Origin of the sequence: Bacillus sp. AR2-1, from assembly GCF_008368755.1 — a bacterium.
Classification (GTDB): Bacteria; Bacillota; Bacilli; order Bacillales; family Bacillaceae_G; genus Bacillus_A; species Bacillus_A wiedmannii.
In genome coordinates, this window is sequence record NZ_QORY01000007.1 from 277,747 (window position 1) to 292,135 (window position 14,389).

The window sequence follows — 14,389 nt, forward strand, 5'->3', positions numbered from 1 at the left end:
TACAGACAGAAAGGAATCGACAAATTATGAAAAAATACCTTGCCGGTCTTGCGGCAGTGTCTGTAGCAGGAGGAGCAGCACCTACACTTGATAGTGTTCAAGCTGCCCCTGAACAAAATACACAAAAAGCTGCTACACAAACTGTCCAAGCTTCCGCATCAAACAGCTCATCTTATACGGTAAACACTAGCGTATTACATGTTCGTGCAGGATCAAGTACTTCTCACGACATCATCTCGCGTGTTTATAACGGTCAATCATTAAATGTGATTGGCGAAGAAAATGGTTGGTTCAAAATTAACATTAATGGAAAAACAGGCTTTGTTAGTGGCGAATTTGTATCAAAAAATGGAGCAAGCAATTCTAATGTAAGTACAACAGGTGGGAACAATAAAGTTACTGCCGATGTATTACGTGTGCGTACAGCTCCTAACACTTCTAGTTCTGTTTCTGGCCGTGTATATGCAGGACAAACGTTAAACGTTGTCGGCCAAGAAAATGGTTGGGTGAAAATCAACCATAATGGACAAGTAGGTTATGTAAGTAGCGAATTCGTATCTGGCGTTTCTTCTAATGCAGGTTCTTCAAACAACAATACAAATAATAACAACCAAGAATCTGTAAAACCAGCAAGCGGAAACTATACAGTAAATGTATCTTCCCTTCGTGTTCGTACAGGTCCTAGCACTTCTCATACAACTGTAGCTTCTGTTACAAAAGGACAAGTTGTACAAGTTGTTGGAGAAGTTCAAGATTGGTTCAAAATCAATTATGCAGGACAAACTGCTTACGTAAGCAAAGACTACGTAACAAAAGGCGGTTCTAACGACAACGTTACACAAGGAAACAACCAAGATAACAAACAAGAACAAAACAATAATGTAACTGTTCAAACTGGCGGTACTTACGTTGTTAACGCAACATCTCTACGCGTTCGTACAGGCCCTGCCGCTTACCATAGTGTAATTGGTGGCGTATTAAATGGTACTACATTAAACGTAGTTGGATCTGAAAACGGTTGGTTTAAAGTAAACTATCAAGGAAAAACAGGCTTCGTTAGTAGCGAGTTTGTAAAATTCGTTAAAGGTGGCTCTGCTACTCCTGAACAACCGAAACAGCCTGAACAACCAAAACAACCTGATCAAGGTGCAATTGGTGACTACTACATTAATGCTTCTGCACTAAACGTACGTAGCGGCGAAGGTACAAATTATAGAATCATAGGGGCACTTCCACAAGGACAGAAGGTTCAAGTAATCTCTGAAAACTCTGGATGGAGCAAAATTAACTACAACGGTCAAACTGGTTACATCGGAACACGTTACCTTTCTAAAACACCAGTTGGTGGCGCAGTAGATAATAAGCCTAACAACAACCAAAATAACAATCAAAACAATAACAATAATACAGGCAATAATAGTGGTGATAGTTCTTCCATACTTGCATATGCAAAAGGAATGCAAGGCGTACCATACGTTTGGGGTGGTACTTCTGCTACTGGTGTTGACTGCAGTGGTTACATCTACCACGTATTTAAGAAATTTGGTCATAACATTAGTCGTCAAAGTGTTGCAGGATATTGGGGTAGCCTACCACAAACTTCAAATCCACAACCAGGTGACTTAATTTATTTCAAAGATACTTATAAAGCAGGTCCTTCTCATATGGGTATTTACCTTGGGGGCGGATCATTTATCCAAGCCGGAGATAAAGGTGTAGCAATCGCTTCATTAAGTAACTCTTATTGGAAGAGCCATTTCTTAGGATACACAAAAGCACCTTAAGTTATATTTTTAGAGCCTTCTAGATTACTAGAAGGCTCTTTTTAATATATGTCACCTATATCCCCGAAAAAATAATGTATCTATTTCCCTATTTCATACACTATATTCTACAAAAACACTCCATAACGTTATCATAATGTATATTTTTACATAAAAAACATAACCTATTTCATGTCTAATCATTTTATATGTGTTTTTTTAAAGAATTTTCTTTTTATTTAAACTTTTCGTTAGACGTTTGACCTCCGATGTCCATTATGATAAGTTACTTAAGATGTTATATTCGTAAACGTATAGACAACTGGTTTATACACTTTTTTTACTATGAGGAAGGAGCATACACTGCATGAATCTTTTATGGGGAATTGGCGGCGTGATTGGAGTATTAGCAATTGCTTTCTTACTATCTTCCAACCGCAAAGCTATTAATTGGCGCACAATTTTAATCGCGCTAGCATTACAAATGTCATTTTCATTTATCGTATTACGATGGGATGCCGGAAAAGCAGGTTTAAAATACGCTGCAGATGGCGTTCAAGGATTAATTAATTTTTCTTACGAGGGAATTAAGTTCGTTGCTGGGGATTTAGTCAACGCAAAAGGCCCTTGGGGATTTGTTTTCTTCATTCAAGCACTACTTCCAATCGTATTTATTAGTTCATTAGTAGCAATCTTATATCATTTCGGTATTATGCAGAAATTTGTTAGTGTCGTTGGTGGTGCATTAAGTAAACTTCTTGGAACTTCTAAAGCAGAAAGTTTAAACTCAGTAACAACCGTATTTTTAGGACAAACTGAAGCTCCAATCTTAATCAAACCTTACTTAGCACGTTTAACAAATAGTGAATTCTTCACTATTATGGTAAGCGGTATGACAGCCGTTGCCGGATCAGTTCTTGTCGGCTATGCAGCAATGGGTATTCCGTTAGAACACTTATTAGCAGCAGCAATTATGGCAGCTCCATCAAGTTTATTAATTGCGAAACTAATTATGCCAGAAACAGAAAAAGTAGATAATAACGTTGAACTTTCTACAGAACGTGAAGATGCAAACGTTATTGACGCAGCGGCACGTGGTGCATCTGAAGGTATGCAACTTGTTATTAACGTAGCAGCAATGTTAATGGCTTTCATCGCATTAATCGCTTTATTAAATGGTCTGTTAGGATTAATTGGCTCTCTGTTCCATATTAAACTTAGCCTTGATTTAATCTTCGGTTACTTACTATCACCATTTGCAATCTTAATCGGGGTTTCTCCTGGTGAAGCTATACAAGCAGCAAGCTTTATCGGTCAAAAACTTGCAATCAACGAATTCGTTGCATACGCAAACTTAGGACCACACATGGCAGAGTTCTCTGCAAAAACAAACTTAATTTTAACATTCGCAATCTGTGGATTCGCAAACTTCTCTTCTATCGCAATTCAATTAGGTGTAACAGGAACATTAGCTCCTACTCGCCGTAAACAAATTGCACAGTTAGGGATTAAAGCAGTTATCGCTGGTACATTAGCAAACTTCTTAAATGCAGCAGTTGCAGGTATGATGTTCCTATAAAATGATGCAAAGTCTCCTCTTTCTAAAGAGGGGGCTTTTTATTATATGTTGTATATTTTTTTTGGTATATATTAAATACTTTATGCTTAAATATAAGAACATTATGATACAATAATTAGTAAGTCTGTTTATTTTTTCTTACAAAAGAGAGATACTACTTGTTGTTGCTCTCCAAAATAACCTAGTCATCCGGTCTATTTCTTAATAATTGTGCATACTACAAGTATCCTTGCATGAATTACCTTTAAGGAGGAAAGTTTTGTGAAAAATAACTTCTATAAAGTCCTCTCTATGTGGATTTTACAAATTTTATTTTATTTTACAACTGTACATGTAACGCAATATGAACATGCTCTCATTTTTACAATTATATATGTAATTGTTAATGTACTATTTCTATTATTGACTGATAAAACCGCATTTGTTCTTTTTATATTAGGAACCATTACTTCGGTATTCTATCTGTTCTACCAAGCATGGCTTTACTTATGGAGTACATCGGAACAATGGGAATACATTATTACTCACTTCCTAATGGCAGCAAACTTCTTCATCGTATATATCTCAACTCATTTATTAAAGAAGGTTATTCATGAAAATCAAGAATTAACCAAACGTGTGAGAACGTTAGAACAATACATTGGAGAATCAAAATTATTAACAAGACAAGAATTCGAAAGACGACAAGCATTATTAATCACTGCAATGAATCGTCGTAACGAAACAGGTATTATTATTTACTTTGATTTCAATTCCTTTAGTAAATATACGAAGGAAAGTGTTATGAACCGTGTAGCTTCATTATTAGTTGAAACGATAAGAGATGACTTTGATCTTGCTGCTGAATACGATAATAATAAGCTAGTTATTTTATTACAAAACACAAATGAAGCCGGTGCTGACATTGTAATGAGCCGTCTAAAGCCAAAAATGGAGCAATGGCTTGCTGCTGAAGCGATCCAAGATATACAAATTTCACGCGAACAAATTGGGAACAAAGGAAAGACGTTATTATGATGACACTCGTTATACTGCTTTTATTCCTTCTGTTTTGCGTACTCGTTTTTTGGATTAGTATCACATTTTCAATTAAGTATATACTTATCTTTACAGCCTTTCTATTCTCTGCCTTACTTGTTTACTATTCTTTCTTAACACTCGCAGGTTTAGTTCACCGCAATAGTAAACGAAAAGATCGTACGCTAGAACATTATCCAAGCGTCGACATTTTAATACCAGCCCACAATGAAGGGGTCGTTATTAAAGATACTTTAGAGGCGATGGCAAAGATTGAATATCCAGGTAAACTAACTGTTTATTTATTAAACGATAACTCTCAAGATGAGACACCTGAAATTGGTGACGATTTTGATAAAGCTTATGCTCATATTCGTCACATTCGTGTTCCAGCGGGTGAACCAAAAGGGAAATCGCGTGTATTAAACTATGGTCTTAGTATTTCAGATGGTGAATACTTCTGTGTTTATGATGCAGATAACCAGCCTGAACCACATGCACTGCGAATGCTTGTAGAACACGCTGAAACAACCGAGGATGCTGTTGGAGCTGTTGGTCACGTTCGTACTGTAAATGAAAACAGAAACTGGCTAACACGAATGATTTCATTAGAATTTCAAATCTTCCAGCTCCTTATGCAATCAGGACGCTGGTTACTATTCCAAACAGGTTCACTAACAGGAACAAATATGCTTCTTCGTCGCTCTGCATTAGAAGAACTTGGCGGCTATGACCCGTATGCAATTGCAGAAGACGCTGAATTAACATTACGAATTACACAAAAAGGCTATCTCTTACCGATCGTTCCAGAATCGATTACATGGGAACAAGAACCTGAGCATTTAAAAATCCTTATTAAGCAGCGTACACGTTGGCTCCAAGGGAACTTGTACATTTTAGAAAAAATGTTTTCTTCCTTAAGTTTCTTTAAAGGAAAACTTCTCGTCCATTCCTTACAACAAGTTTTAGTGTATGTTGTATTTTGGCTATTCTTAATCATTTCGAACGTTTGGTTTGTAATTGGGTTACTCGGGATATTCCAAATTCAATATAGCATTCCGCTACTATTTATGTGGTATGTCGCATATATTACATATGTTTCTCAATTATTTAGTGCCCAGAGTGTGGAACGAACCTTTACACCAACTAATATTTTTATTAGTGTTATTATGTACTTTACGTACGCACAGCTCTTTACGTACTTATTCATTCGCAGCTTAATTTTATACTTACGTGCAAAGAGCAAGAAACAAGTCATTGGCTGGGATAAAACAGTTCGATTCAAAAAAGAAAAGTAAAACTTTAATCAGTGGGAGAACTCCCACTGATTTTTATTTTGTAAATAAAAATCAGCACAGAGCGCCGTATGCTCTGTGCTGATTTATTGCCGTATAAATTATATATATCAGACAATACCCCTTAGCTGAAAGTAATTTCACGTCCATCCCCCAACGAACGATTGACCTTCATTTATATACGAAAAAGTGATTGCTATTTTTGTAGAACCAATTGCTTCTCTTGCTGTTCTTTGCGCGTTTCAGTCTTAGGTTCCGTGCTTTCTTGGACACTACGATGTGCCACACGTTTCAAACAAATATGCTTCCACTTTCTTTCGTAACGTTTCATTATTCTAGATGTCCCCCTTGAATGCGCTTTAAAACTATTTGAAATCGCTTACAGGAAATAATATAGCACATATACATAAACGTGACAACACATTTCCGACAATTTTTTGTCAAAAATACAAATAGAATCCGCAAGATATCGAACATTGTCGAAATTCATCGATTTATCTTCACATAAAAGGCATACTACTTACATAGTAAAGCATTTTATTTCCCTGACTTGCAGTTAAAATTCCTTCTATATAAAAAAGAGCTGATATATAATCAGCTCTTTTTCCTTCTATTATTTATGACGCTTCATACGCCCCTCTTTTTGTAACTCTTTAAATAATGCTGCCATCATAAAGAAAATAACGAAGACGAATGGGAATGCCGCAATAATAGCTGCCGTTTGCAGTGCTTCTAATCCACCAATATATAATAAGGTAGAAGCTATCGATGCTAAAACGATACCCCAAACCATTTTAATGCGGTTTGGTGGATTTAAACTCCCATGTGTCGTTAACATCCCTAAAACGAATGTCGCAGAGTCTGCAGATGTAATAAAGAATGTTGCAATAAGTAGAATACCTAATACCGATAAAGCTGATCCAAAGCTTCCCATCTGATCGAACATAGCGAATAACCCTACTTCTGTTCCCATCTCTTTCACTTTGTCGAAGATATGAGCATCACCAAACAGCTCCATATGAATACCAGTCCCGCCGAAAACAGAGAACCAAAGTGCACCAATTACGGTCGGTACGAGTAACACACCGATAACAAACTCACGAATGGTACGTCCTCGTGAAACACGTGCAATAAACGTACCTACGAATGGTGACCATGCAATCCACCATGCCCAATAGAAAATTGTCCATGACTGAATCCATTGATTTCCGCCTTCATCTAATGGACTTAAACGGAAGCTCATACTTGGCAATTCCTGAATATAAGAACCAATTGTTGAAGTGAAGTAATTCATAATAAAGTTTGTTGGACCTGCAAATAATACAATAATCATAAGTGCAAACGCCAAAATAATATTCGCATTACTTAAATATTTAATTCCTTTATCAAGACCTGTTTGTGCAGATAACATAAATAACACGGTTACGATTGCAATAATAACTAACTGTGTCGGCAATGAATTCGGGATAGATGTTAAATAACTAACACCACCAGCAATTTGTTTCGCACCAAGACCTAATGATGTTGCGACACCAAACACAGTTGCGAAAACAGCTAACACATCAAATGAATGAGCAATACGTCCATGTTCCCCGCCTTTGAATAACGGACCTACTGTCGCACTAATCGTACTTGCTTTTCCTTTTCTAAAAGTAAAGTAAGCAATACACAGCGCTACAAATGCATATAGTCCCCACGGATGTAATCCCCAATGGAAAAATGAAAAACGTAATGCAAGGCGCGCACTTTCCTCAGTTGCACCTTCTCCAAACGGAGGTGCGTACAAATGGTTTAATGGTTCCGCAACGCCCCAGAAAACTAAACCGATACCCATACCAGCGCTAAATAGCATAGCAAACCATGTCATATAACTATAATCAGGTTCATCATCATCTTTACCTAAACGAATAGAACCGTATTTCGAAACAATTAAAAAGATAGACACACCTAATATAATAGAAACAGAAATAATATAGAACCATCCAAACTTACTAACTAATGCAGTTTGAATTGCGGTTGTTACATTTCCTAAGCTACCTTTTCCAATAATAGATTCGGGAATAATCCCCCAAATTGTAAATGCAATACATAATGTTAATGATACGATGAATGTTTTTGTCAGTTTCCTCATCAAATCCCCCTTCGTAGGTTTCACTTTTGTAAATAACATAAATTCCGATATGTAAAATCGGATAGAAAACTATAATTTTACGGTGATTTTCTTACTTTCACCTTCACCAACTAGAATTCTTATGGACAGCCTTACCTTCCGTATAATCTTTTTACTCTGCGAGAGCTATAAGATCGAAATACTGCTGTCAAATTGTGCGAGAAAAATGCGGATGGGAATGTGTTTTCCCAAAAAAGGATGTGTTACAGATTTAAAAAAGGGCATTTTTCTTCCTTGCAACCCTTTCTGTTTGTAACAATTATGCGGTTTTTTTGCTAGTATATAGCACGTGTTTATAGTTTCACAAACGAAATGTTTATGTTTATATAACTATATTACCCATAAAACGGTAAAATACTCAAGGAATGTAATCGTTTAGTAAACATCATGTAACACTCCTGTAATATTTTTATTTACACCGAAAAATATATGTTGTATTAAATATTTTGAATATAAGTAGAAACCTACTAATTACATAGAATGAAAAACGCTTTCCTATATTTTTTGTTATATTACAGGATGTTAACGACTGATTACGAATGGTTTGTAATTGTGTGTTTTCCCGAAATCCGAAAAAATCTGTTGCTATAATGAGGACACGAAAACAAACGCAATGGAGGCTATCATGAAAAAATTAATTGGAATAGCAACAGCAGCAGTTTTTGGTCTTGGGATTTTCACATCATCTGCTAATGCAGAAACTGTTGTAACAACAGACGTACTAAATGTACGCGAAAACCCTACTACGGAATCAAAAGTTGTCAGTAAATTACTAAACGGGAATAAAATAGATGTTCAAAATACAGAGAACGGATGGTCAAAAATCACTTTAGATGGTAAAGACGCATTCGTAAGTACAGAGTTTACAAAAAGCATCTACTACGTAACAGCTAACGTATTAAACGTACGTGCTGAAGCGAACACAAACTCAGAAGTTCTTGGAACGCTAAAGAAAGACGATATGATCGAAACAACGAACCAAGTACAAAATGAGTGGTTACAATTTGAATATAACGGGAAAACAGCTTATGTTCACGTTCCTTTCTTAACAGGTACAGCACCTGTTATCGAGAAACAAGAACAACCTGCTCCTGCTAAAACTGTAGCACCAGCTAAAGCGCAAGCACCTGCAGCACAAGCAAAACCTGCTGCTAAGCCTGCTGTGAAAGCTGCTGAAACTAGCACACCTTCTGGTGGTCGTGAGTTAACAGTTGTAGCTACAGCATATACAGCTCATCCGAGCGAAAACGGTGGCACATACGGTGGCCGTGTATTAACTGCAATGGGTCATGACTTAACAGCGAACCCAAACATGAAAATGATCGCTGTTGACCCGAAAGTAATTCCATTAGGATCTAAAGTATGGGTTGAAGGTTACGGAGAAGCTATCGCTGGAGATACTGGCGGTGCAATTAAAGGTAACCGTATCGACATCCTACTTGGATCAGATAGCGCTGCTCAAAAATGGGGACGCAAAACTGTTAAAGTGAAAATTTTAAAATAACCAATGACTGCTAAAGCCGGTTCTCTTTGTTGAGAGCTGGCTTTTATTTTTTTATAATAGCTATAAGGAGGTTATGTTCATGAATGTACAAGCAAAAGTAGACTGGATCGGTACACCAAAACCGTATATATATAAAGATGAAGTAACATACGACGCTACTTCCATTGACTTTTCACTCGCTGGCGATGACAATCGATATAAATTAATTGTGCTCAGCTCTGAAGAAAATACACATTACAAAATTGTCCAATATGGAATCAAACCCGGCTCACAAAAGCCATTTCCTATCGATATTCCATTCGAACAAAACATGTTACCAATTATAGAACAAATATTACATGATCCATATGTGCAAGCGATATTAAAGGAAACGCGCTCATAATTGTAAAAAAGGATATCACCTCGTCGGATTTTTTCGGCTAAGTGATATCCTTTTTATTTTCCCTTCGTAAACGCGAATAGAGAAAAATATATTAACGGTTCGACACGAAATATCGATTTACAGATAAAGATTGACAAGAGAATTAAACTACAAAAAAGATGCCGTTCAAAAATATTGAAAAACACCTTTCCATCTCCATTCACAGTTACAATATAATAATCCAGATTTCATTTTTTCTGTTTTGAGCATTTTTTGTTTATAATGGTAAGGGAAAGAAATATGTGTACGGAGGAATATTATGCTGCAACACTCAATTACGAAAGATGAAATTATGATGATTGCGAATGAGTTCGTTCAAGGACTAGATCCACAGCAAACAGCTGATCAGGAACATGTCGCTACAGCTCGGCACCTATATCGTAGTGGTGTTGTCTACAATGTTGACTTTGATGGTTATACGCTATCAGGAACTGTAGATGCTGCAGGCAGCGTATATAGCGTCCATATCCCGATTCGTAACGTCGCTGAAAGCTATTGCGATTGCTTTGCACCAACGCAATGTGAGCATATGCTCGCTGTTTTACTATCTGCAGCATCTAGTTTCGGGCAAGTAGGAGATGTATTAACTTTATTTAAAAATAATACGAAACCTTCCCTTCCTCCTATTCGAACTGCAAGACAAGTATTGCAATCATCAGCGTTTGAAGAAACGGATTATAAAAGTTGGCAATCGTATTTTGACAACGAATATGAATCATTTAAAAAAGAACAAGCTCGGCTTACTTATAAACAAATGTATTTTCTTATGAGTATTTTTACAGACTTCTATACGAAACTCGAGCGGAAAGCTCCGCGTATCGTTGCGATACATGAGTTGTTCAGGCTACACGCAGCGCTTTATTGCTTTCAAAAATTATTAGAAGAAATTCAGGACTTCGAAGCAAATAAAACGTATTCTTATCACCAGCCTGTTAACGTCGTTCGCTTATTTGTAGATAAAGTGGAATCCATCGTTCGGGACTTACAATCAGAAGCGATTCCTTCAGAGTCTGAAGCAATTTTGCAAGAAACAGCTCGTCTCGTTCACGAAGTATTCTTCTCCACCGATGCCTATACGCAAGAAAGATTTTTTATTTATCGTCACATATGGAGTGAACTCTTACACAATAAAGAGAAACTGCAAGAAGAAGAAAAGCGCATAGATACGAAAATCAATCCACTTTCCAAAGCATTAGCATCTTCTCACCTACTCTTTTTAAATGACGAAGACCTATTAGCAATGGACTTACTAAAAAAACAGCCTGCTTCTGTTGTAAGTCTGTACTTCTATTGGTTAGAAGAGCTATTAAATACAATGCAGTGGGATCGTGTGAAAAACTGGCTTTCCTTTACGTATAAACAAGTGAAGAAAACGATACATGAGCACGAAAATACGATTTTCATAAAAGATATCGTTCGCTTATTTGTCATCATGTATGAAACGTATGCAACCCATACAAATGAACAAGCCGGACTCGAAATGATTTTGCAAGAGCTACTACCATATAGTTTCGCAAACTATGAGCAATACGTACTCGCGAAAAAGCAATATCGTACATGGGCAGAACTTCAGCTCTTACATGGGTTTGAAGCAATTGAACTTTTGAAAGAGCCGCTGAAGGATATTGAAAAGGAAGCACCAGAAGCAGCCCTTCCTCTTTATCACCTTGCTGCTACCGAGGCCATTGAAGAGCGAAACCGCAAATCATATAGACGTGCAGTTCGTTACTTAAAGAAATTACGTACATTATATAAACGATTAAAGCGCACTGATGAATGGGATGCTTTCATTATTCACATCGCAAACCTACATTCACGTCTGCGTGCACTACAAGAGGAATTACGGAAAGGAAAATTAATCGATGATCAATCAAACTGAAGTAACAATTAGGCTCCAGCACGTTAGTCAAGGTTGGTTCCTTTGGGGAGAAAATGACAGCGGTACTCCATTATCCGTAACAAGTTGGAAACGAAATGCATTTACATGGCACTCCACTTCCTTCTACGGCACGTTTCTAAAAGAAGCGACCTTTGAAGGAAAACAAGGTGTTATGCTAACAAACGCACAAGCATTTGAATACATCGCTAATAAACCGATGAACTCCTTTGCCCATATTCAAATGAATGGCCCTATTACAGCACTTACGAAAGATGCGAACGAATTATGGGATGCCTTCACAAGCGGTAGCTTCGTACCTGATATGGAGCGTTGGTCTCAACAACCATCTTGGAAAGTGCAAAATACCCCAATCGAAGATGACACATTGGTATCTCTTTTCTCGGCCGCGGTAAATGAAAGCATATTACAAGATAACCGTTCAAACGATGGATGGGAAGATGCCAAGAGACTTTATGAACATTACGACTTTACGAAAAGACAATTGGATGCAGCACTACATGAAGAAGATTGGCTTCGAAAAATTGGTTACATTGAAGATGACCTTCCGTTTACAATCGGACTACGGCTACAAGAGCCGCAAGAAGAATTTGAAATGTGGAAGCTTGAGACAATTGTTACACCAAAGCGCGGGGCACATCGCATATATGTATATGAAAGTATCGATTCTTTGCCAAAACGATGGCACGATTATGAAGAACGTATTCTTGAAACACAAGAAGGATTCAGTAAGCTCGTACCGTGGTTAAAAGAAGGGGATACATTCCGAAGTGAACTCTTTGAAACAGAAGCGTGGAACTTCTTAACAGAAGCAAGTAACGAATTACTCGCTGCAGGTATTACGATTTTACTGCCATCCTGGTGGCAAAATTTAAAAGCGACAAAACCAAAATTACGTGTGCAACTGAAGCAAAATGCTACGCAAACGCAATCTTTCTTCGGCATGAATACACTCGTTAACTTTGACTGGCGCATTTCAACGAACGGCATTGATTTATCCGAAAGCGAATTTTTCGAACTCGTTGAACAAAACAAACGGTTATTCAATATAAATGGTCAATGGATGAGACTGGATCCAGCCTTTATTGAAGAAGTACGAAAGCTTATGAGCCGTGCCGATAAATATGGACTAGAAATGAAAGATGTCCTTCAGCAACATTTATCAAACACTGCTGAAACAGAAATTGTAGAAGAAGATAGTCCGTTTACCGATATTGAAATCGAACTGGATGGATATTATGAAGAGCTATTCCAAAAACTATTGCACATTGGAGATATTCCAAAAGTAGATGTCCCTTCTGCACTAAACGCAACACTCCGTCCGTATCAACAACATGGCATTGAGTGGTTATTATATTTAAGAAAGCTTGGATTTGGAGCATTATTAGCTGACGACATGGGACTTGGAAAAAGCATTCAAACGATCACTTACTTACTATATATTAAAGAGAACAATCTCCAAACAGGCCCTGCTTTAATCGTGGCACCGACATCTGTTCTTGGAAATTGGCAAAAAGAATTTGAGCGTTTCGCACCAAATTTACGTGTTCAGTTACATTATGGAAGTAACCGAGCGAAAGGCGAATCATTTAAAGACTTCCTTCAATCAGCAGATGTTGTATTAACATCTTATGCATTAGCTCAGCTTGATGAAGAAGAACTTAGTACGTTATGCTGGGATGCTGTTATTTTGGATGAAGCACAAAATATTAAAAACCCACATACGAAACAGTCGAAAGCAGTACGAAACTTGCCAGCAAATCACAAAATTGCTTTAACCGGTACACCGATGGAAAACCGACTTGCCGAGCTTTGGTCTATTTTTGACTTCATTAATCATGGATATCTCGGCAGCTTAGGACAATTCCAGCGCCGATTCGTCTCACCGATTGAAAAGGACCGTGACGAAGGAAAAATCCAACAAGTTCAACGTTTTATCTCGCCGTTTTTACTGCGTCGTACAAAGAAAGATCAAACCGTCGCATTAAACTTGCCTGATAAACAAGAACAGAAAGCGTACTGTCCACTTACTGGTGAACAAGCTTCCTTATATGAACAACTTGTTCAAGATACATTGCAAAATGTAGAAGGATTAAGCGGGATTGAAAGACGCGGATTTATATTACTCATGCTGAACAAACTTAAACAAATTTGTAACCATCCTGCTCTTTATTTAAAAGAAACAGAACCAAAAGACATCATCGAACGTTCCATGAAAACGAGCACGCTAATGGAACTAATTGAAAATATAAAAGATCAAAATGAAAGTTGTTTAATCTTCACACAATACATCGGTATGGGGAACATGCTAAAAAATGTGTTAGAAGAACATTTCGGTCAGCGCGTCCTCTTCTTAAACGGTAGTGTACCGAAGAAGGAACGTGACAAAATGATCGAGCAGTTCCAAAACGGAACGTATGACATTTTCATCTTATCGTTAAAAGCAGGTGGAACTGGATTAAACTTAACCGCTGCCAACCATGTCATTCACTACGACCGTTGGTGGAACCCAGCTGTAGAAAACCAAGCAACAGACCGCGCATATCGTATTGGTCAAAAACGCTTCGTTCACGTTCATAAACTTATTACAACGGGGACACTCGAAGAGAAAATTGATGAAATGTTAGAAAGAAAACAATCCTTAAACAATGCCGTCATTACAACCGATAGTTGGATGACCGAACTATCTACAGATGAACTAAAAGAATTACTTGGTGTATAAACAAAAGGAGCTAATCCCAAA

Annotated in this window: 10 protein-coding genes; 8 read left to right on the forward strand and 2 right to left on the reverse strand. The window is 37.4% G+C overall.

The genetic code is table 11. The features are described 5' to 3' along the window. Positions 1 to 26: 26 nt before the first annotated feature. From DT250_RS08240 to DT250_RS08255, 4 genes are all read left to right on the forward strand, one after another. Positions 27 to 1,784, forward strand: a complete 1,758-nt coding sequence (locus tag DT250_RS08240) for a C40 family peptidase (protein ID WP_149212896.1) — start codon at positions 27 to 29, stop codon at positions 1,782 to 1,784. A gap of 346 nt (positions 1,785 to 2,130) precedes the next feature. Next, entirely contained in the window at positions 2,131 to 3,342 is a 1,212-nt protein-coding gene (locus DT250_RS08245) for a NupC/NupG family nucleoside CNT transporter (protein WP_149212897.1), read from the forward strand. A gap of 261 nt (positions 3,343 to 3,603) precedes the next feature. Further along, entirely contained in the window at positions 3,604 to 4,359 is a 756-nt protein-coding gene (locus DT250_RS08250; protein WP_088064825.1) for a diguanylate cyclase domain-containing protein, read from the forward strand. Then, the gene (locus tag DT250_RS08255; RefSeq protein ID WP_000988744.1) at positions 4,356 to 5,657 is read left to right on the forward strand and encodes a glycosyltransferase family 2 protein; all 1,302 of its coding nucleotides are present in this window, start codon (positions 4,356 to 4,358) and stop codon (positions 5,655 to 5,657) included. Before DT250_RS08250 ends, DT250_RS08255 begins: the two co-directional genes overlap by 4 nt. A 193-nt stretch (positions 5,658 to 5,850) precedes the next feature. On the opposite strand, the gene DT250_RS32195 is transcribed toward DT250_RS08255, so the two are convergent. Both DT250_RS32195 and opuD read right to left on the reverse strand, forming a co-directional pair. Beyond that, positions 5,851 to 5,985 carry a hypothetical protein gene (locus DT250_RS32195; RefSeq protein WP_000833067.1) on the reverse strand — a complete coding sequence of 45 codons (135 nt, stop codon included), beginning with the start codon at positions 5,983 to 5,985 and terminating at the stop codon, positions 5,851 to 5,853. 282 nt (positions 5,986 to 6,267) lie between these two features. Then, on the reverse strand, positions 6,268 to 7,785 hold the full coding sequence (gene opuD, locus DT250_RS08260) for a glycine betaine transporter OpuD (protein WP_141555615.1): 1,518 nt from the start codon (positions 7,783 to 7,785) through the stop codon (positions 6,268 to 6,270). Positions 7,786 to 8,449: 664 nt separating this feature from the next. Here opuD and DT250_RS08270 point away from each other — a divergent pair. The 4 genes from DT250_RS08270 to DT250_RS08285 all read left to right on the forward strand — a co-directional run bounded on the left by DT250_RS08270 (position 8,450) and on the right by DT250_RS08285 (position 14,368). Continuing rightward, positions 8,450 to 9,328 (forward strand): cell wall-binding protein EntA, encoded by an 879-nt coding sequence (locus DT250_RS08270; protein WP_149212898.1) that lies wholly within the window; start codon positions 8,450 to 8,452, stop codon positions 9,326 to 9,328. Between the two features lie 79 nt (positions 9,329 to 9,407). Further along, positions 9,408 to 9,710 (forward strand): DUF3910 family protein, encoded by a 303-nt coding sequence (locus DT250_RS08275; protein ID WP_149212899.1) that lies wholly within the window; start codon positions 9,408 to 9,410, stop codon positions 9,708 to 9,710. A gap of 298 nt (positions 9,711 to 10,008) precedes the next feature. Beyond that, on the forward strand, positions 10,009 to 11,628 hold the full coding sequence (locus tag DT250_RS08280; RefSeq protein WP_149212900.1) for an SWIM zinc finger family protein: 1,620 nt from the start codon (positions 10,009 to 10,011) through the stop codon (positions 11,626 to 11,628). After that, positions 11,612 to 14,368: a DEAD/DEAH box helicase gene (locus tag DT250_RS08285; protein WP_149212901.1), complete on the forward strand. Its 2,757-nt coding sequence runs from the start codon at positions 11,612 to 11,614 to the stop codon at positions 14,366 to 14,368. The genes DT250_RS08280 and DT250_RS08285 overlap by 17 nt, the downstream gene beginning before the upstream one ends. Positions 14,369 to 14,389 lie beyond the last annotated feature (21 nt).

What these genes read in the sequence shown, in the direction of transcription:
- DT250_RS08270 (WP_149212898.1), top strand. Translation starts at nt 8,450, where the DNA reads ATGAAAAAATTAATTGGAATAGCAACAGCAGCAGTTTTTGGTCTTGGG.
- DT250_RS08245 (WP_149212897.1), top strand. Translation starts at nt 2,131, where the DNA reads ATGAATCTTTTATGGGGAATTGGCGGCGTGATTGGAGTATTAGCAATT.
- DT250_RS32195 (WP_000833067.1), bottom strand. Translation starts at nt 5,985, where the DNA reads ATGAAACGTTACGAAAGAAAGTGGAAGCATATTTGTTTGAAACGTGTG.
- opuD (WP_141555615.1), bottom strand. Translation starts at nt 7,785, where the DNA reads ATGAGGAAACTGACAAAAACATTCATCGTATCATTAACATTATGTATT.
- DT250_RS08285 (WP_149212901.1), top strand. Translation starts at nt 11,612, where the DNA reads ATGATCAATCAAACTGAAGTAACAATTAGGCTCCAGCACGTTAGTCAA.
- DT250_RS08255 (WP_000988744.1), top strand. Translation starts at nt 4,356, where the DNA reads ATGATGACACTCGTTATACTGCTTTTATTCCTTCTGTTTTGCGTACTC.
- DT250_RS08275 (WP_149212899.1), top strand. Translation starts at nt 9,408, where the DNA reads ATGAATGTACAAGCAAAAGTAGACTGGATCGGTACACCAAAACCGTAT.
- DT250_RS08280 (WP_149212900.1), top strand. Translation starts at nt 10,009, where the DNA reads ATGCTGCAACACTCAATTACGAAAGATGAAATTATGATGATTGCGAAT.
- DT250_RS08240 (WP_149212896.1), top strand. Translation starts at nt 27, where the DNA reads ATGAAAAAATACCTTGCCGGTCTTGCGGCAGTGTCTGTAGCAGGAGGA.